This is a genomic window from Dysgonomonas sp. Marseille-Q5470 (assembly GCF_951230145.1).
GTDB lineage: Bacteria > Bacteroidota > Bacteroidia > Bacteroidales > Dysgonomonadaceae > Dysgonomonas.
This window is the reverse complement of record NZ_CATNVE010000002.1, coordinates 618028-637985: the sequence shown is the minus strand read 5'-3', so window position 1 is coordinate 637985 and position 19958 is coordinate 618028. Positions and strand designations below refer to the sequence as shown.

Annotated in this window: 17 protein-coding genes and 2 tRNA genes; 3 read left to right on the top strand and 16 right to left on the bottom strand. The window is 31.1% G+C overall.

What is annotated here, in order from left to right:
• Positions 1 to 136: 136 nt before the first annotated feature.
• The 11 genes from QOX35_RS05960 to QOX35_RS05910 all read right to left on the bottom strand — a co-directional run bounded on the left by QOX35_RS05960 (position 137) and on the right by QOX35_RS05910 (position 11743).
• Positions 137 to 523 carry a lamin tail domain-containing protein gene (locus QOX35_RS05960; protein WP_283686162.1) on the bottom strand — a complete coding sequence of 129 codons (387 nt, stop codon included), beginning with the start codon at positions 521 to 523 and terminating at the stop codon, positions 137 to 139.
• Between the two features lie 529 nt (positions 524 to 1052).
• Complete coding sequence (locus tag QOX35_RS05955; RefSeq protein WP_283686187.1) at positions 1053 to 2213, bottom strand: site-specific integrase; 1161 nt, start codon at positions 2211 to 2213, stop codon at positions 1053 to 1055.
• Between the two features lie 246 nt (positions 2214 to 2459).
• Positions 2460 to 2571, bottom strand: a tRNA-Phe gene (locus tag QOX35_RS05950).
• Positions 2572 to 2735: 164 nt separating this feature from the next.
• Positions 2736 to 3134, bottom strand: coding sequence for a hypothetical protein (locus tag QOX35_RS05945; protein ID WP_283686161.1), 399 nt, complete (start codon positions 3132 to 3134; stop codon positions 2736 to 2738).
• Between the two features lie 20 nt (positions 3135 to 3154).
• A complete protein-coding gene (locus QOX35_RS05940) occupies positions 3155 to 3349 on the bottom strand; it encodes a hypothetical protein (protein WP_283686160.1) in 195 nt (64 codons plus the stop codon).
• Positions 3350 to 4095: 746 nt separating this feature from the next.
• Positions 4096 to 4428, bottom strand: coding sequence for a hypothetical protein (locus QOX35_RS05935; protein ID WP_283686159.1), 333 nt, complete (start codon positions 4426 to 4428; stop codon positions 4096 to 4098).
• A 158-nt stretch (positions 4429 to 4586) separates the two neighbouring features.
• Entirely contained in the window at positions 4587 to 5954 is a 1368-nt protein-coding gene (locus QOX35_RS05930) for an AbiH family protein (RefSeq protein WP_283686158.1), read from the bottom strand.
• Positions 5955 to 5970: 16 nt separating this feature from the next.
• A complete protein-coding gene (locus QOX35_RS05925; protein WP_283686157.1) occupies positions 5971 to 7872 on the bottom strand; it encodes a hypothetical protein in 1902 nt (633 codons plus the stop codon).
• A 284-nt stretch (positions 7873 to 8156) separates the two neighbouring features.
• Positions 8157 to 9758 carry a hypothetical protein gene (locus QOX35_RS16440; RefSeq protein ID WP_349630693.1) on the bottom strand — a complete coding sequence of 534 codons (1602 nt, stop codon included), beginning with the start codon at positions 9756 to 9758 and terminating at the stop codon, positions 8157 to 8159.
• Between the two features lie 140 nt (positions 9759 to 9898).
• The gene (locus QOX35_RS05915; RefSeq protein WP_283686156.1) at positions 9899 to 10618 is read right to left on the bottom strand and encodes a hypothetical protein; all 720 of its coding nucleotides are present in this window, start codon (positions 10616 to 10618) and stop codon (positions 9899 to 9901) included.
• 141 nt (positions 10619 to 10759) lie between these two features.
• Positions 10760 to 11743 (bottom strand): hypothetical protein, encoded by a 984-nt coding sequence (locus tag QOX35_RS05910; protein ID WP_283686155.1) that lies wholly within the window; start codon positions 11741 to 11743, stop codon positions 10760 to 10762.
• A gap of 243 nt (positions 11744 to 11986) precedes the next feature.
• Here QOX35_RS05910 and QOX35_RS05905 point away from each other — a divergent pair, with 243 nt between their 5' ends.
• Positions 11987 to 12736: a hypothetical protein gene (locus QOX35_RS05905; RefSeq protein WP_283686154.1), complete on the top strand. Its 750-nt coding sequence runs from the start codon at positions 11987 to 11989 to the stop codon at positions 12734 to 12736.
• Positions 12733 to 15189, top strand: a complete 2457-nt coding sequence (locus QOX35_RS05900; RefSeq protein WP_283686153.1) for a DEAD/DEAH box helicase — start codon at positions 12733 to 12735, stop codon at positions 15187 to 15189. Before QOX35_RS05905 ends, QOX35_RS05900 begins: the two co-directional genes overlap by 4 nt.
• A gap of 33 nt (positions 15190 to 15222) precedes the next feature.
• Here the strand turns inward: QOX35_RS05900 and QOX35_RS05895 are convergent, their stop codons facing one another.
• The 4 genes from QOX35_RS05895 to QOX35_RS05880 form a co-directional block, all read right to left on the bottom strand.
• Positions 15223 to 16428, bottom strand: a complete 1206-nt coding sequence (locus QOX35_RS05895; RefSeq protein WP_283686152.1) for a site-specific integrase — start codon at positions 16426 to 16428, stop codon at positions 15223 to 15225.
• 117 nt (positions 16429 to 16545) lie between these two features.
• Positions 16546 to 16618, bottom strand: a tRNA-Phe gene (locus QOX35_RS05890).
• A 264-nt stretch (positions 16619 to 16882) separates the two neighbouring features.
• Positions 16883 to 17209, bottom strand: a complete 327-nt coding sequence (locus QOX35_RS05885; protein WP_135105136.1) for a DMT family transporter — start codon at positions 17207 to 17209, stop codon at positions 16883 to 16885.
• Between the two features lie 50 nt (positions 17210 to 17259).
• A complete protein-coding gene (locus QOX35_RS05880) occupies positions 17260 to 17865 on the bottom strand; it encodes a TetR/AcrR family transcriptional regulator (RefSeq protein ID WP_283686151.1) in 606 nt (201 codons plus the stop codon).
• A 250-nt stretch (positions 17866 to 18115) separates the two neighbouring features.
• Here QOX35_RS05880 and QOX35_RS05875 point away from each other — a divergent pair, with 250 nt between their 5' ends.
• Positions 18116 to 18793, top strand: a complete 678-nt coding sequence (locus QOX35_RS05875; protein ID WP_283686186.1) for an RluA family pseudouridine synthase — start codon at positions 18116 to 18118, stop codon at positions 18791 to 18793.
• Here the strand turns inward: QOX35_RS05875 and QOX35_RS05870 are convergent.
• Positions 18786 to 19937 (bottom strand): tetratricopeptide repeat protein, encoded by a 1152-nt coding sequence (locus QOX35_RS05870; protein WP_283686150.1) that lies wholly within the window; start codon positions 19935 to 19937, stop codon positions 18786 to 18788. The two genes, QOX35_RS05875 and QOX35_RS05870, sit on opposite strands and share 8 nt — an antisense overlap.
• Between the last annotated feature and the right edge of the window lie 21 nt (positions 19938 to 19958).

Genomic DNA, 19958 nt, shown 5'->3' with positions numbered 1-19958 from the left:
CAAAAGTATGAACACACCCTCTTTTTATTGTTTTTATTCGGGTCTGTATCTGAGATTGATTTCAAATATTCAAATCTCAGAGAGTAAATTTTACTTTTGACACACCCTCTTGATCTTTTATTCATATCGAACCTTGTCAGACATTTGTTACTATTCTGTTCGCTATTTTCATTAGCAAGGCTTTGTCTTTTTCATTATTCCAAATTGATTTATCTAATCCCCAATAGAAAGTATGATAAGTCTTTTTTGAATTAGTGAACTGCCCTTTATTGTTTTTTCCTTTGGTCGAATAGAGTCGCACTACTTCTCCTTTTTTGACCTCATAGTCTGGGAATAAATAACAATGCCTTAAAAGATTTGATACACTCCCATCATTATTATAGGTAGTGTCCAAAACCATGTAATCAAATAAATTACAGTCTTCCAGAACTTCAATTATTAGTTGTTCTTTACCTTCATCATCTTTGTCTGCTATTTTTGAAACAGACAATCGCATCTTTGTACTTGAATCTTTAATTTGCATAATACTCAAATCTAAATTATTAATAAAAATTATCAACCACAATAGTATAATAAAAATTATCAATTTATCGCACTTAATGCGAAAAGTTTTCTACCTGTTCAAAACTATGTTTTAGAAATGATCTACAAAATATTTGTATATTTCTCTCAATATAATTTGCAGATCTCATAAGAATAGAATACGTGGAACTCACACCATTCCAATAGGAGGTACTGGTATACCCTTTGAAAGAAACAAGCAAGCCCACGCCATACTTTCGTATAGCATGAACATTGTGCTATTAGCCCTTTCAAAATGAAAATTACCAGTTTTCGTGTTGAGACTTTCAGCGAACGTTATGTTATATATAAACGGATAAATCCGTCATTATTCTATTTTATTAATGCAAAGGTAATTATTTCATATGATTTTATATTGAGTATGTTACTGAATTATTTGTTGCAGTAAATTAATAGAAATTAGAGCACACACACAAGGATTATTTTCTATCTTTGACAAAGATAAGTCGCTCTTTAATATAGTGAGGAAATTAAGCATATCTAAGAACCAAGCTAGTTTCTAAATCGTTACCAATTGAAAAACGAAGACTGCATAATCGACTGATTAATAGTTTATAAAAGATTTTATAGTGTCTTGCAACATGAGTGCTAAGGTTCTTCTTTATTCCACACAAATCAGCGATTTCTTTCAAATAACTATTCATCTTTTGATTACAGGGAACAGGCAGTAGTACATTCTGTTTTTCACAGAGTGGATAACCTCTATATTTCTCAATAATCGCCAAAGGAACATCCAACAGTGGGATATTACACATATTCTTAGTCTTTTGTCGAGCCTTCCGAATCCAAAAATTTCCCTCTCGGTCTTTTACAATATGTTCTGATGTCAGTTGCTTTACATCTATGAACGATAGCCCAGTGAACGCACAGAAAATGAAAATATCCCGAACCAAATCAATACGAGGCAGTTCAAACTTTTTATTAATTACCGTTTGCAGTTCATCCCATGTAAGAAACTCCCTGTTCACTTCTTTTTCATGAAATTTGATTCCAGTAAAAGGATCTTTGCTTATCCATTCATTGGCAAGAGATAAATTCGTAATCTTTTTCAAACACTTCATGTAGCGGATAACAGTATTTTGAGCGCATTCCTTTTCTGTTTTTAAATAGAAATCAAAAGCCCTAATAAATTCTCCATTTATATCCTTGAGTGGTAAATCTTCCTTTTCATATTTGATTTTGATAAGTTCGGTTAAGTAACGTTTGCAGCTTTCATAACGACGTACAGTTATTAAAGCAAAGTCTTTACCTACTAATTGGCGACACCGATCGTTATGCTCCTGAAAAATGGCTATAAGTGTTTTTGGTTCTTCTTTCTTATCCAAGCTAAAGAACTTATCCCGAAGAATAGTAGCTGTAATAGGTAAGCCTTCTTGTTTTAAATCAGCATGGATATTATACATCTTGATTCGGGCTTCGTCAATAAACTTGTTTAGGTCGTTTGATTTGCGGTCTTTACCGCGGGAATATTCCTTTGCCTGATTCCACAGGGAGGGGTTAATGCTTTTACGGATATTCGTTTCAGCACGGACATTGTTTACCGTAATTCTCATACATACAGAGGCTTCACCGTTCTTCAATAGTTTTGTTTTCTTTAGGAAAAACAAAACACTAAATGAATTTCTTTCCATCATTTTTCTACTTGTTTTAAGTGATACAAAATTAGGGAAAAGTGGAAAGAGTTTCGCTACGCAACAAGCTGACAGTCAGCGACAATTAAGGTCAAAAGGTGGAGATAAATATCTCTCTAATTTGCTCCACCTTTTGCTCCACCGAAGTAGGTTGAAATTTGCTGTTTTTTGCGTAATGGGTAAAAATAAAAACTCCCGATATTCACTGAATATCAGGAGTTTACTTCTTTTTGCTTTCTCTAAAAGTGGTGCCACCAGGAATCGAACCGGGGACACAAGGATTTTCAGTCCTTTGCTCTATCCTGCATTAAAAGCTCGGCAAGCCTTCGCTTTCAATGCTCCAACTGAGCTATACACCACCGTTTTGCGTGTTATTCAACCTCTTATTTCGAATATTATTCTATCTTTCATTATACTCGGTTTACACACTGGTTTACACAAGTTACTTGATTAATACTAATTTAATTCTTTCTATACTAAAACGGCAAACAATATTTCATGCTTGCCGTTATTATAACTTTATTATTTTATTCTCTGGAAATTTTCGTTATACCCCTTTAGATTCCCCTTAATGTCATATCCTTCTATAATTAAACTAATAGAATTTAATTCATGTATTTTATAAATATCCCAATCTTGAACATCATCTTCATCCCAGATTAAATATAACTTATCCGATTCAATTTTATATTTACCTGTTTCACTATAACTATCTTTTGTATAGAAATACTCAAACGTCCCATTAGATTTATACTCAATTATTTCATATGTATCAGTATGACCTTCACCCATTACTTTCCATTTGCCTATAATTGAATTATCCTCTTTTGTGCCGTCTTCATTATCACTGCTGCAAGCTGTAATATTAAATACCATAGTTGCGAATAGAAGTAATACCGTAATAAATTTAATCTGTTTCATTTCTTTTAATAAATTAGTTGTTATCTGTTTAGCCAATAATATTCAAATATTGCAATTACAATAATGTAGATTATCCAAGCGAACATCACACTATTGCCATAAGGGTTACTGTTTCTTAAATCATTGGCAATATCAATAACCACGAATAATAGAATCAATGGAACTGTAATAGCTCCAATAATAGTAAGAGGTAGGTTTGTCTTTTTTTCTCCCATAGTAAATAAATTTGTTTATGTCTTTCTGTCCTCTTAAAAGACGATTAAATAAAATAAAAAAGCATGAGAACGATTGCCAAATACCTGATTTGAAGGGTCTCGACTCCCTGCCATTCAAGATAAATAGACAACCGCCTCATGCCATTATCTTATATAATACCAAATAGGTTTATACATTCCAAATGACATGAAAGCGAGTTGCTATTATTCCCTGATGGCTAAAAATTGTCGAGATTTTCAAATCAAGAATAATGCTTTTATGCTTTCACTAATAAGTCCCTCCAATATCGACCCTTCGATAAATAGGAGTTGCGACAAAGTTAGATAAAAGCATTTCAGTTACAAATAGTTGGATTGATAATTTTTGAAATAGTTGTATTTTATTTTTATTCTGCTTTATCGGTAAAATAATCTGATTTAAAATCTAATCAAGAAGTTACATATTGAACTTTAATAAATCAGTTTTCAGGGAAATAGATTTTTTCTTGGGAATCCGATTGTTTTTTACAGTACCGTTGTGCGTTTTTAAAGCATTCTTTTTCTTATCGAACTTTGCGGGGGTCATAAGGGGTACTAAAGGACTCCATATGTATATAAAGTTACTTTTCATTTAAGGGGGAGGGTTATTTTTATAGATAAGGTTCTTTTAGCGCAAGCATGTTATAGTTGGAGATTTTTTATAAAAATTTCTTCTATATGCCCCCGAACAGGTTTTATCCCGAATTTAAATTTGAATAGAGAGGTATTCAAATCAGCTCAATTTTATATCGTTTGTTTCCTAGTATTGTAATTTTCACACTAGAATTAGTGTTTATATTCAATTTATTCATTAGGGTGCTGCCTAATTTTAAAATATGGCTTCTATCTTTATCTGGAGCATTCTTATTCGTAAACTTGACATTATATATTTCTTTATTATGCTCGAATATTAGTATATCATTATAATCTGGAAAGTATTTCTTACATGCCACTGTTATTCTTAACTGATTCTTTTTTATATCATTATCGGTAATCTTGTTATTTTTGTTTTGGTCTGGCAATATAAATGTGTTATTTGATTGAAGAATATTATTTTTCATAATGTATATTGGGGTTATGTTATAAAAATCAGTATCTAATTCTAATCCAAACTCTTTAATTGTAAATGTAGATAGAGTTTTTAATAACTCTCACGGACTTCACAAAAAAAACATAATTCTATATCATTTTCAGTTCTGTGTCATTGTCTTTATAAATATCAATCATTATATTGCGGGAGTTTTGAACACTCAACTTTATTTACAACAGTACTGCGGAGTAAATCTTTATCACTAAAGCAACGGGATATATTTTGGACTAATTCAGTGTAATTATCCCATTCAATTTCTTTTTCATCATTCATCTTTTCGTAGAAAAATGGCTTTATAGAAATACAATTTTCATGTTGAAATAATTTGCGAAGTATGGTTCTGTCTGCCATACCACATGACATTCCCATAATGAATATCTGATAAGAATCTGACTCAATAAATCTTTCCAGATCTCTGTAATTAGATGTTTTTAGGTAGTTGATAGATTTTACATTATCCAATAATCCTAGTGTCTCAGATTTTTCCAACTCTTTATATTCATCGGCTTCTTCGTCTCCATACCCGAATATCATATGATTGTCATCTGGCGATATTGTTCCATGTATAGAGTTTCGATTTACTAAAATATCATCAAGAGGAAAATCTCGCTCTCTTGCTTCCTTTCTATCAATATATAATGTATCTGTTTCTGTGTAGTTAAAGTTTAATAGCAAAACATTGGATGGTCGGAAAAATGCATTAGATTCAGTGGTTTCTTCTCTTTCTAGAAGTATTTCGGCAATCTGCACTGAAAAAGTATCATTAATGCGATTAATTATAGCTAGCGGATCATAATCAAGTATCATTTTGTTAAACCAATTTTTAACATCTTGTTCTTTTGATAAAAACTGAACATGTTTAGTTAATTGCTTTTTGAAATTACCCAATGAATCTATTTTTATATCTTTTATTCTTATTGGAGAGTATATTAACTCTTCAATCTTATCTAGTTTATGAGGTTTGTCTAATGATGCTAAATAAGTTTTTAGCATTTTTTTAATTTGATCAAAGTCTTTATTCAGATTTTTTATATTGTCCTCAGAATTCCTATTGGCTAATAATTCTTTATAATAATCAGCTTCTATGTCAGACCAATTTTTTCGAGTATAATTATTTGTTATAATTTTGAAAAAACTGTTTGTAAACTCACATCCTATTTTTGTTACTCCCGCAATTATATCTTTAATGTATTTAGAATCAAGACTTACAGAGATACCATCTTTTGGAATATTTATATCAAAAACGTAGTTCTTAGTTCTTATACGCATATATCCATTGAGTTCATTATACCCGATATTCGAATATGTTATTTCAACTAAATTATTACTATCTCTAAAAATGCGAGATTCAGAAGTGTATCTGACAGCACCCTTCCTTGCTTCATTTTCTAAATCTTTATAAATACCAAACCATAGATGTTCAATAAAATCCTTATAGTTTGTTTTCATACCATGTGCAAGATCAAAGCCATTGCCAATCAATATTAATCTGTTCATACTATCATAGGTTATGTTATAAGGAATACATATCCAATTCAGATTTAAACCCTTTAATTGTATATGTAGAAGGAGTTTTCGAATTATTCTCACTGACTTTACAAAAAAGCTTTATTGTATCCTGTATTACTTTCAGCTCTATACCATTGTCTTTATAGATATCTGAAATAAGTTCCTTAGCTTCATTTTTTGTAAGTTCGATTCCAATGCCATGAGTTTTCCGTATTTCATCCTGTATTACATGGAATAAATCTATAACTTTTCGCTCAGACTTAGTTTTTATTAGGGCTTCTCCTAACTTTTTAGGACTTGTATAGCCAATTTCCTCTATTCTCTCTTTACCTAGATAATCAAAACACTCTACTATAAACTCACCTCTTTCGGTAGACGTAATTTCAACTTGTTTAATTAACTCTTTAGGAGTTTTAATGTCAAAATCAGGATTAATTTCTCTTTGTTTAAGAAGCTCTTCCAATGACATAACAATATGCTTTCTCTTTTCTTTTGTTGGCATACTCTTCATTTGGAAATAATCCGTATCGAAAGTAAACGCAGAATTATTTACAATTTCAGTCACATTAAAATGTTCTGTGTCTTTATAAGCCTGTATCAATAATTCAGGATTTGAATAATAGCCTTTTACCCGTTCCTCATTATATAAATTATCCTGAGAAAAATAATTAATATTTCCGTTTTGATCTAACAGTTCTGTATATGGTGTAGATTGTATATGTTTAGTTATAGCTTCTTTTGTTATATCGTCAGTTGCTTTTTCCAAATCTTGTTTTAATTCATCATAATAACCCTTGCCTATCTCTATTACTCGGTCTATATCACTTCCTGTTTTTACCTTAAAGTGAGTATTGATATTTGTTATATGAGTAAGTGAATTAAATGGAATTTCACCTCGAAAATGTTTATCCCTAAAACGTCCATAAATTTGAATCGCTTCGGTAAATGGGTCTATCATTGTATGATTCGCATCTTTCAGATTAGTCAGAATAATAATATCTGGCTTATACTTTAAAGTAATATCGACAGCGGAAAAGAAACGGCAAGTAAAGAAGTTATATTTAGCCAAAGGTAATTCAATACTGTCAGAAGCAATATTGTATTCTTTCTTCTTTAGCTTTTGTACACTCTTTTCAGAACAAAATATCTTTGATTGTTTTTCGATCCCTAGTGTATTTATCAGTTTATCGATACTATCGGTCTTATTAAGAAAAATACAAATATGTGCACTGTCTTTTAAGTCCATTAGTTTGTTATAAACAGCAACTTCATATGTATTAGTAATAATAAGCTCTAAATCTTTTTTATAACCAAAAGTTGGCTCAACTTCCAAAATCTGAAAATTTTGATTCTCAAATTCGGGATGAATCATATCTAGTGCTGTTGCAGAAACAAAAGCCTTATTTTCAAACAAGAAAAAATCATTTATCGGCTGTGTTATATTATTCCTATAATCAACATCCTGAATCAATTTTTCGCATTCATCGAATAGGCAAAAGAAATCTTTATAGTAATCTATTTTTACATTTCTATTTAAACAGACCTCTTTTATTAAATGGTAACTTTCAGGTGTAGTAATTAATTTCTTGTATTTAATTTCCCTGTTTTTGAGGTATTTCTCTATTTTGGATTTTGTTACACCTTCATAGACTCCAAGTAACTCAGGCTTATCTTTTGTTTTACCTGTAATTACAGGAACGTTCGGTTCTATGATGATAGAATGTCTCTTTGCATTTATTTCGCCATAGGTAGCACCCAGACCAGGCAATGTCTTTTTTAGTATGGTATTTCTAGGAATATTCGGATAACCTTCATTTTTTAAAGCATCAGATAGGTATTGCTTATGTTTAATGGGTATGGGCACTCTTTTCATCGTAATATTTTTATTAGATGTGCAAATTAACATAAAATATTTAATGTGGGGAATACGGGTAAAAATTTCTTCTGTACCACCCCGAAACTATTTTTCCCCGTTCCCTTATTATTCAAAATATCATCCTCTTATACGAAAATTCCCCTTGTCGAGTTGGTATCTGTCCCTAAACAGAATCATTATTGCAGTATATGTTTACTAATTAGATGGAATCAACTATGCTCTTAATTATAAATAAGGGCATAAGATCTTTATGCAAATGTTAGCAAAGGAGAAAACTATCCGCACATAGACGGATAGCTCCTTTCTGGTTGACCTTAGGCTATAAGGGCATCTCTTAGCCTGTTCATAAACAATCCTTCATCTTTTGTCTCTCTAAAGTCATCGATAGAGAGTTTTCCTAAAGCTGTTAGAGCTTCTGCATCCGTTCTGGATTCTGCGAAGTGGATAAATCCTATCACATAGTATCTTTTTGTTAGTACTTTTATATTCATATCTTTTATACACATTCCTATTGTGTAATATCCATCTGCTCTTTGGGTTAGTTTATCTTCATCCTCACTAGTGATGAAATTTACATTTCCTGATATTAGCAATTCCTTCTGTTCAGAAGGAGATAGTCTCTTTCCCATACATAGATGAGTGGCTGCACTTGCGTTAAAGCCTTTCCTTATAAGCTCATCTGTCTTCTGAACACATTTGTTTTGAGAATTAATTGCAGACACACAAGCCTTATCTGCTTTTGACCAATCGTGTCCTGCTGTATTGATGTTAACAAGATATTCCCTGACATTCTCAATTTCATCTTCAATATGAACATTCGGTATTACTATTTCTCTGTCAGTCCCTTTATAGGTAGCGTTCACCATACTGAAAGCTTTGATGCGATGTTGTCCATCAAGAATGACCAGATAGTCAGAAGCATTGTCCTTTTCTATTGAGTTGCCTTCAAAGTCCACTATATTGCATTTGTCAACCAACTTCATTGCCTCAATAGTTATAATCGGTAGTATTTTGTTGTAATTTCCAGCATGAATTTTTTGAAGGAAATAGCATACATTTTTCTCCTGTATTGGGCGATTTTCTTTTATTAAGGCAAATCTTCTTCTGCTCTTATTCGGGATATAACTTCCATCTTCTGTTTCTCTCATAATTTGTACTTTCATTTCACTTGATGTTACTTGTTGTTGTTTGATTTGCGTTAATTCTTTTTCCATAATTCTTTCCATATTGGTTAATCTAGCTAAATTCTTTTTTTCTTCCACGGTGGTAAATTTTTCTAATTCTTTGATAAGGTTTACAATTTGTTTTCTGGTTGGTTCTGGTATTTCTATTTTTCTTCCTGTTCTTGCGCCAATGTTTACTTGTGTTGGCTTGCATCTTTTAATAAGCTCAACAAGTTCTTCTTGGTCAAAATCCATAATAGGCTCAATAGTTACATAAGTCTCAAATCCTTTAGCTCCGATTTCTTCCATTGCTGAAACCCTTTCTTCAATCTTAGGTGCATTATTCATAACTTCTGGATAATCCCTGTTTGATTCGATCGTTGTGCAAATAACTGATTTCTTAAATACAGGGTGTTCAATAAATTCAAGGAATCTGCGAGGATTTTTTGATTGGAATAGATATTTATTATCGAATTTGTCGCAATAGTCAAGGGTTTTAGTAATCCATTCCGATGGAATATTACTAGCAAACATATCTGTTCCTGTTACAACAAAAATAAAGTTGCTTGTTCCCAAATCATCATTTAATAGTTTTTCGTCTAATCTTACTGGTTTTGCCTTTTCTCCCAAACGGTTCATGTAGCAATATGCACAACCATGTTCACATTTTCCCTTAATTGGATTCCATGTATGCGATACAAAACTGTACATGTCTCCTTTAGCTTCTTTCAAATTTGTATTTCTCTTTTTCATAATTAATTTTTAAGAGATTATTACTATATTAATTTGTCAGTAAGTTGCGCAACCGTTTGACAGTACAAATGTATGGGGTATGTAAAGCATGAGAAAGGAGTAATTAAATCCAAAATCAAGGTCAATTACTCCCTTAGTCATTAATTAATCAAAACTTGGTGTTTAGACTTACTTTGTAATTTAGGTAGTGATAGGGAAGCTTTTCGTTTACATTTTTCTTGTTTTTTCACTTCTTTATTGTCTGTAATACTATTGTTTTCAATCTGTTTTTCGTCTTTTCTGCTAGAAACTAAGGCATAGTACTCCGAAAGCACCTGTAGGGAGTAGCTAGAACCAAAACTAAGGTTGTTTATTTCTATCTCTAGCAGAGCTTCTCTTGACATTGTGATGGTTTTTTGTTTTGTTTTGGGGGTTGCTGTATTTACAGGGTTATTTTTGCGTGGATACGGATGAAAAACTATAACGCCTTGTTTGTAGTAAATTGAAGAAAATTTCGATAACACAGAGTAAGACCATGTAACTTTCTTTCCCTTATTTTTTTCCGTTTGGAATAGTTTTATTTTAAAGTCAATATCTTTTTTATTGAAAGATTCTAAATCATTTGGATTAATTTTTGAAATATCTCCTAGTATGCCAGATTCTAAATAATTCAAAACTAAGTCTAAAATTTCTTGATTAAGAAATAAGCGTATTTCTTCTGTTTCTTCATTTTCTTTGGTTGCTGTAATCCAGAAAGAGGCTGTATCTCTTAATTTTGATTTAAGTTCAACATTGATGTAATATTCTTTTTGTGATAATTTGCAGAATTTTTCAAAAGCTAGTTGATTGTTTACTTCGTTGTTGTTTCTCTTTGCATTCATAATGTTTCTATTTTATGGGTTATTGTTTGAAACAAAAGTATGGAGAGGACAAAGCATGAGAAAGGAGTAATTAAACCCGAAATGAAGGTCAATTACTCCCTAAATTATAGAAGACTGTAAATTACGTGATTAACTATCTTATTATAGATTGGATATATTATATCTTGTTAGAGGTTGATTAAGCTTTCCTAATTCTGATTCAGGCTGTTTTTCTTTAATATCGGAAAATACATTACGCCAAGGTAAATTCCATTTTGGTATATAGTTCCGTTTTATCATATCCTTAAGGTTATCCCTAATATCATTGACTGTATATTCATTTTCTATATTTAGATGGTCTAAATATCTAAGAATAAACTCACATATCTCATTGCTGATTTTTACTTTCGAATCTTTAAACTGTGAGTGATGGTTGTATAGGAGTTGATATGTTCCCCATATCAGAATCATTACATATGGATTTGAAGACTTTCTCCCTGCTTTCTTAGGTGTAGGAAGTAATTCATTGATTTTATCTAATGTGAGTTCTGGAAAACGGTCTTTGAAGTATTGTTCCATGTCATCCAAAAACCAAGCACAAGTATTAATATCTATTTTATCTTGTTTATAAGTAATTGTTATTTTATCCCCTCTGTGTTTATATTTTTTTGATTCAAGAATCATTTTGTACAACGAAAGTATTTCTGGATAGATGGCATTATGAAGAACAGATTCATATTCCAGATTGAGAAATTCAATAAGGATTGATTTGTCGAATAATTTATTTACTTGTTTGTAGTATATATATCCCATGTATTCTAAACATAGGTAGACAAAGTAGTCGTTTTTTATCCTTTCTTTATCTTCTCCTTCGAAAATAAAATATTGGGGGTATTGGTCTGAAATGTCTTTATATGGGTATTCAGAGTTTGTAAAATACATCTTCTGATTTTCATAAAATGTTTTTAAATAGTCGGTTGTAGGAATACCATTATTGAAAGTTATATAATTTACTCCGCTAGTTTCAACTGTATGTTTGATTTCATCTATTAGCATAGAGGAGTCAAAATCATAGTATTGTTTTAATAAGGACTCTGTCTCTTTTAGAAAAAAGGATTGGATATAGAATATAGACTTTTCGGACATAGAAGTAAATTTAAACTTTTGGTAAAGATAAAAATAAGACTGCTTTAATAAAAAACGGCCTTCATTATTGATAAAAGGAATTTAAATTAGTGAAATAGATCGTTGGCTGTAAATTATTGTTAAATTTGGAGGATATTATTAACTTATAATAAATAATTAGTGTATATGTTTACAAAATATAACTTCTTGAAAAAATTACACATACACTTAGTGTTTCATTTTTGAATTTCTTAAAAAATCATTATGTATAATTTACAAATAGAAAATCAATCAGATTCACTCATATTTCATTATTTAGATATAAACGAAATTGATGAAGAATTTCAAAATTTAATAATTTCCAGTATTACTGAGATTTGTGGAGGTCGATATACTCAATATTCACTAGATTTCTTCAAACGTAGATTATATAATTTTCTAAATGGAAAAAATGATGAAGGGAAAAAGGGAGCTATTGCAGAGTTCATTATTCATATTCATCTCAATTATTTATCTTTCTCACAAGAATTTCTTTTCTTAAATTTAGAAGAGCGGTCTGTAAAGAAAGGATTTGATGGATATTATTTATTAAATGGAGAACATTGGATTGTTGAAAGTAAATCTTCTGGTATTGTTAATGAAAAACATGAATCAAAGATTTTAGAAGCATATAATGACTTAAAAAGTAAACTTGAAACAAAAATACCTAATAATCCATGGAATAATGCTTACAATCACATGAGGCATCAAGATGTAAATACTAATCAAAGTATTGTTTCTGTTATTCGACAATATTCAGAAGAATTTGAAAATGAAATATTTCAAGACATCAAAAAATTTAATGTTATTCCTTGCTCCACATTATATCTTGGAAATGACTGGAATCCAATTAATAAGGAAGATCTAGAGATAAAACTTCAAACATTATGTCAAAGATTTGGATATAGAAAAATGATTATCATATGTATCAATAGTAAATCGTTCCAAGACTTTATAAACTTAATATTAGTATGAAAAATTTGACAAGGCTTAGAGATATCAATTTATTTAGAAATATATTTAAAAAATTAACTTTAAATGAAGTAATGTCTCTAAAAGAACAAGAATATATTCTATCAATATCTTTACTCTTCATTCATTACTATAATAAAGATAAGAAGACTTTGTCATATCTGGATATTGCATATTACATAATACTTAAATACAGTTTAAATCAAGATAATTATGAACCTCTCCTAGACTTTTCATCTCAATTTGGATTTTATCCAATCGTTAAATGGATTAGAGAAAATAAGCTTATAAATGAATCTATATTAGACAATATTCAAGAATCAGCAATTGAGGCTTTTTTTAAAAATCCAATGAGTCTGTATATTGAAACACTAGAACAAAATAATCAAAGAACAAATATCATAAACAATCCAGCAAAAGAGATTAGTTATATTGCCCCAACTTCATTTGGTAAAAGTGAGATAATACAAGAGTATTTACATAAATACAACGATCAATACCACAAAGTAGGGGTTATTGTTCCAAGCAAATCCTTATTAGTTCAAACATATAAAAGCCTAAAAGAAAGGAATCTTAACTATAAATTTATTCTTCATGATGAGATGTATAATGGTGAATCAGATATTTTGGGGATACTAACTCAAGAAAGAGCTTCGAGTTTAATAAGAAGGAAAAAACTGGTCTTTGATATACTATTCATAGATGAAGCTCACAATTTATTAGATAGAGATAATCGAAGTTTGATATTGGCTCGTTTGATAGAGTCTGCAAAACTATTAAATCCAGAACTTAAAATAATATATTTATCTCCACTTATAGAGGATAGTAGAAATCTAGCAATTGGAGACTCTCAAATCGAACAATACTCTATCAATTTTAATATAAAATCATACGAAATATATGTATTATCTAACAGTAATGAATTATCCATATATGACAAGTATATTGATGTTTTATATCCGATCTCTGTAGAACAAGGTTATTTTGAATGTATTATAAATCATTCTTTAAAGAAAAATTTTATATATACATATAGACCTAAACTCGTTGAAATATTAGCAAAAGAATTATATAATAAATTACCACAAATAGAGCAAGATGCTAGTTTGCGAGAAATTATCAATATTCTTAAATCAGAAGTTCATGAATTGTTCTATGTAACACAAATTTTAGACAAAGGTGTGTTGTTCATACATGGGAAAATACCTGATCTAATAAAAGAATTCTTAGAATATTGTTTTAAGAATACACCTACACTCAAATATTTAATAGCTAATAGTGTCATTCTTGAAGGTATTAATCTGCCTATTGATCGCTTATTTATAACAAATACCCGTAGTCTTTATGGTAAAGAATTAACTAATCTAATTGGAAGGGTTAATCGTCTAAACTATGTTTTCAATCAAAATAATTTGTCAAAACTCATTCCTCATATATTTTTTCTTGAAAATAAAGAATACAACTCAGGTTATGAGTCTATGATTAATAAGATTAAATTATTAAGAAAAAGAACTTTCCCTGATGAAGTTACTAATCCTAATTTAAAGGAATATAATGATAAAAAAAATGAACATAAAGACGAGGATAAGGATATCTATCTACAAAATAATATATTAATTAATAGTTTAATTAACCCATTTCAAGATTCCGATGAACACGTCTTATCGCATATAGTAGAAAATCAAATATATGAATTTTATGATGAGAAGATGACATTTGATGGTCAAAAAGAATTAGCAAAAAAAATAAATGCCAAACTTATTATATACAAAAGAGACCTTGTAAATCAGAACTATACTTTGTTAGATAAAATCTACTTTTTTTTCGTTTTAGAACTTATGAGCAAAGATAATAACGATAAAAAAAGTGATAAAGCTATAAAAAGGTTGCATCATGAAGATACCCGAAATTTTTACACCAATTTTATTACAAATATCATAAGGTATTCTATTTCCGACAAAATTAAGTGGTTCTATAATAACTTTTTGTATAGAATAAAAGAAAATAAAGGAATACTATTATATGTAGGACATTCCTTTGGAGAAGTCAATCGAGAATCTCAATCTTATGATCATTCTCAAAATGTATATGTGAACTTAGAGAATAAGAGTGAAATTGAATTAATAAATTTAGCCTTAGTTAAATTAAAAATAGAAGAGGATTTTGTCAGTTTTAAACTCAATAAAATGATTTTTATGCTCTATGATTTAGAAGTAATATCAGAGGAGGAATATAATAGTTATGTCTATGGCACAACTGATATAATTATTATAAATTACTGTAAATTGGGATTGAGTATAAGCAGTATTTCTAAATTAATTTTAGATGATCAAATTCATAATATTGCTCTAAATGAGTATGGTAATATTATCAGCAAACCCGAATTTTGGGAATATGTTAACACGCAACCTAAATTATTTCAGTTTGAAATTAGAAAATATATAATTGAAAATTAATTTAATGGGGCTGGATAATCTGCCCCATTAAATTTACAATAAATTCTTCATCGCCTCATCAATCTGACTATTTTCAAAACTATCTAAATAGATTTGAGTAACTTTCTCTGAACTATGCCCCAATGATTCAGAGATAATAGAAGTATTTACTCCACTGCGTTTTAAAACAGTGGCAAAGCTATGGCGTGCAACATAGGTTGTTAAATCAATAGGTATGTTTAGCTCTTTTCCAATGTCTTTTAACCGTTTATTGACTTTACCTATTACCTTATGAACTCGATTTGCTTTTTGTTGCTCTGTTTTATGGAAACTGTTTAAAATCGGAAATAGATAAGGATTCTCGGAATTAGAATATTTATTGATAATCTCCATTGCTTTATCCTGTAATGGCGTTTTTATCAACTTATTTGTCTTTCTTCGGAAGTATATTAATCTATCCTCAATTATATTATCTCTGGTTAAATAAGCCATATCAACAAAATTTATCCCTGCCATTAAATAAGAGAATGTAAATAATTCAATAGCAAGCATTTCATATATGTTATTACCATCATAAGGGTAATTTATAACAGAAATAATATTACCTTTTGAAATAGAACGCTTTACAGTTTCCTGCTTTAGTTTAGAAACATTATATTCCTTAAATGGATAGTGTTCCGCTTTGGCAATGTTCTCTTTAATCGCTGCATTGTAAACGGCTCTCAAAGTCCTAAATCGGATGCCTATCGTGTTTGTTGATATATTGTTGCTTCGTAACCAAGTTTCATACTTCTTCAGCCAAGAAACATCCATATCCGAAAAATAAATATCAAGATGCGTATTATACTCTAATAATGAATTTAAGACTTGTAAATGAGATAAGGCATATCCACGCCGTTTTTCTTTGAATAACCGCTCTATCTGGTCTTCAAATGCTTCTTTTACTGTTTTCTTGATTATAGGATTATGTACTTTATCGATTAATGATTTAGCGGTAAACTCCTTATTTGTACTTTTATATTCAATTATTTGCTCTCTGTATTCTTTTGTTCTCTCTGAAATAAGGGTTAATATTTGCTCTTTATTGGGACAGTTCCGTTTCGGCTTGTTTTTAGTAAAATCCCAATACTCTGAACTGATTGAAATTCCAAGGCTTAAATATCGCCTTTTCCGATCTTTCGTCACTCTTAACATCAAAGGATTCTCATTGTTTTTCAACACTTTAGATTTATAACAAATCACATCAATTGTCGCACTCATGGTTTACACATCGGTTTACACAACCTATGTAAAACAGTGTATTTCCGTATATAAAAGATAGGGAAGTTATATTAAACGAAAAAGCCATAATTCAATGAATTACAGCTTTTTACTAAGTGGTGCCACCAGGAATCGAACCGGGGACACAAGGATTTTCAGTCCTTTGCTCTACCAACTGAGCTATGGCACCTTAACCGTTTTGCGTGTGCAAAGATAGTACATAATTTATATTCTCCAAAAATTATAGGAACTAATTTGATAATATTTTCACAATTCATAGAGCCCTGCAAGCTGCAACCAGCCTAATTATTGAGCTTTTTAGCCTCATTATCAGAATCTATAGACTAAATAAAGTCGGCTGAAAAATATTAAAAAAACAGGTGATATTTTTCATATCAAATCGTATTCAGGCACGAAAGCTGATTCGCTTTACTTCAAAACAAAAATATCAGTCTTAATTCGATACTACTTTCAATCCAATAATTGAACAGACAAGCGTAAAAATAAAGAATAACCGCCAAAAGCTAGAAGGCTCTTTAAATACCAAAATACCTAACAATACAGTACCAACTGCACCAATGCCTGTAAATATAGCATAAGCTGTACCCATTGGTATTGTTTGAACAGCTTTTATCAACAAATACATACCCAAAGCAAGACAAATACCAAAACCAATATACCAGTAATAGGAATGAGGAGCAATTGCCTCTTTTGCTTTTGATATGCAAAATGTAAACCCAACCTCAAACAAACTCGCTAATAATAAATAAATCCATCCCATAATACTATACACTAACTGAACAAACGTTCAATATATTAAAAAAAATAATACTACTTCAATAAAAAAATATAATGTAATAAAGCCTTTTCCAGATTCTGAACGATCGAATTTCCATCTGTACTGAAAATACTTTGAAACCAAATACCATCAGTCAGGGTGAACAATTGCATCGCTGAAACTTCAATATCTGTATCCTGCTTTATCTCTTTCTTCGATACACTATTTCTCAGCGCACTCTCCCACCCGATTTTTTCTTTTTCGATTGTAGCCTGATATTTATTTCTAAATATGGCATCACGTTGCATCACTTGATAGAAAAGAAAATGATAGTTGAGCATCGACACATTTGTATTCTTAGATGCTTCGCCAACAATATCAGAGACTATTCTGGCGATCTTCTTAAAACGCTTACATATAAAATCAACAAATTCGAAAACTGTGTAATTTGCCGTGCGTTCAACTTCAAAATCAAATATTCTTATAAAATACTTCTCAGTAACCTGTATAAACAGATCCTCTTTATTCTTGTAATAATGATACAGAAGACCTCTGGACAGACCCGTCGCTTGCTGTATATCAGATATTGACACAGCATCAAAACCTTTCAAGAGCAACAGCTCGAATGTTCTTTCTAATATTAATTCTTCTGATACCATAATTGAACAATCATTCAACAAAGATATATTTTTATACCAAATCAGACAAGATCAAATGTATAATTATAGAAAATTTATAGAATAATAGTCTTTATAAACCAATCGTAAAACAACGAGGTAAGAATCCAATTAAGTGAACCATAATAGAGCAGCACGGGATAAAGATGACAATAGATACAAAAACGATGAAAAGTTCTTACCTTTGCCCTTTCTTTATTTAGATCGAAATATAACAAAGGTATCGAGAAAAATGACTGTATTATACGAAGACAACCATATCATTATCATCAATAAAACAGTATCTGAGATTGTACAAGGAGACAAAACCGGAGATAAGCCACTTTCAGAAATTGTAAAAGAGTATCTAAAGGAGAAATACAACAAACCCGGAAATGTATTTTGCGGGGTAACACACCGTCTCGACAGGCCGGTAAGCGGCATTGTTATCTTTGCGAAGACAAGTAAAGCCCTTAGCCGTTTGAATGAAATGTTCAAAAACAAACAGATAGACAAAACCTACTGGGCAATAGTAAAAAACATGCCAAAAGAAGCTGAAGGCACACTCAGTAACTATCTGGTTAGAAATGAAAAACAAAACAAATCGTATGCTTACGATGTGGAAAAGCCAAATTCGAAGCTAGCCATACTGCACTATAAGTTGATAGCACGATCCGACAGATATAATTTACTTGAAGTTGACCTTGAAACAGGCCGCCATCACCAGATACGTGTACAACTGTCTAAAATGGGATGCCCTATAAAAGGTGATCTGAAATACGGCTTCGACAGGTCTAACCCGGATGGAGGCATCAGCCTTCATGCACGTAAAGTATCTTTCCTACATCCTGTTTCAAAAGAACGGATCGAGGTCACTGCCCCTCTACCGAAAGATACCCTTTGGCAAGCTCTGGAAAAAGCAATTAGTTAGAACTTACAGGAACTTCTTTCCCCGAAATGGCATCCTCTATATATGAACGTAGAGAGGTATATTCCACGCCCTTAGAAAAAGCACGTCCGTAAGTATAACGTGTTACTCCTTTTATTTTAGAAACTTTGTATTCCCCTCCTGACTGATTATCAAGAGATGGTGTATATTCAACGAAAATAGAAGAGTCCACTTCTCCCGAGTCATTCATCACATAGAATATATTTTTAACGAAAGGCTGAGATGAGCTCTCTTCATAACGCTCATATGCATATACATCAAAAGAACCAACTTTAAACTGATCTATACAAAAATTATCAGAGATGGTAGTCGAAGCCAACTGGCCTTCTTTATATGCATTATATAGCTTAGTCTTAGATGCAGCCGCCTTGTTGTACTCCCCAAGCTTAACATAACACTGAACCAGCTTTTCATACGAATAATAATCGTCAGGAAGATAGCCGACTAATTCCTCATAGGCTTCTGCAGCTTTGGTATATCTACCAAAATCATATTCTATCCGTGCTATATTATAAAGAACTGTAACCAACAATTCCTCATCCTTCTTAATTTTGTCTTTGGCATTATAAAATACATTCAATGCATCAGACAGATCGTCTCGGCTTGCATATATTACTCCTATCATGTAGAACGCTTTCTCAGACGGAGGATTAAATGATGTAGCCTTCTTATAGTTTTCCAAAGCTTTATCAGTATCTTCCTTTGCAACAAATACATCACCTAATCCGACGTATGCATCTGCAAAATCAGGAGAAATAGCGATAGCCTTTTCAAAACTACCTTTTGCATCATCTGCACTGCCATTTGCATTCTGAACTAATCCTTTCACATAATAAGCCCGGGCACATTTTGCACTCTTCTGTACAGATAAATCTATATATCGCGACGCATTGATCAGATCGTCCAAGTAAAAATAAGCCTCTGCTACATAAGCAAGGTTATCGGCCGAAAGGCTGCGTGGCTGAGCGGCATATTGTTCTACCACCTCTTGATAAAGTCCTTTATCAAACAATGATTTTATATCCTCTGTTGGTTTTACGACTTGTAGCTGTGCAGAGAGCAATGACTGTACCGAAAAACACACTAGAAACGCCATAAAGAACAACTTAACAATACTCTTTTTCATACTTAATTTCCTTTATTTTTC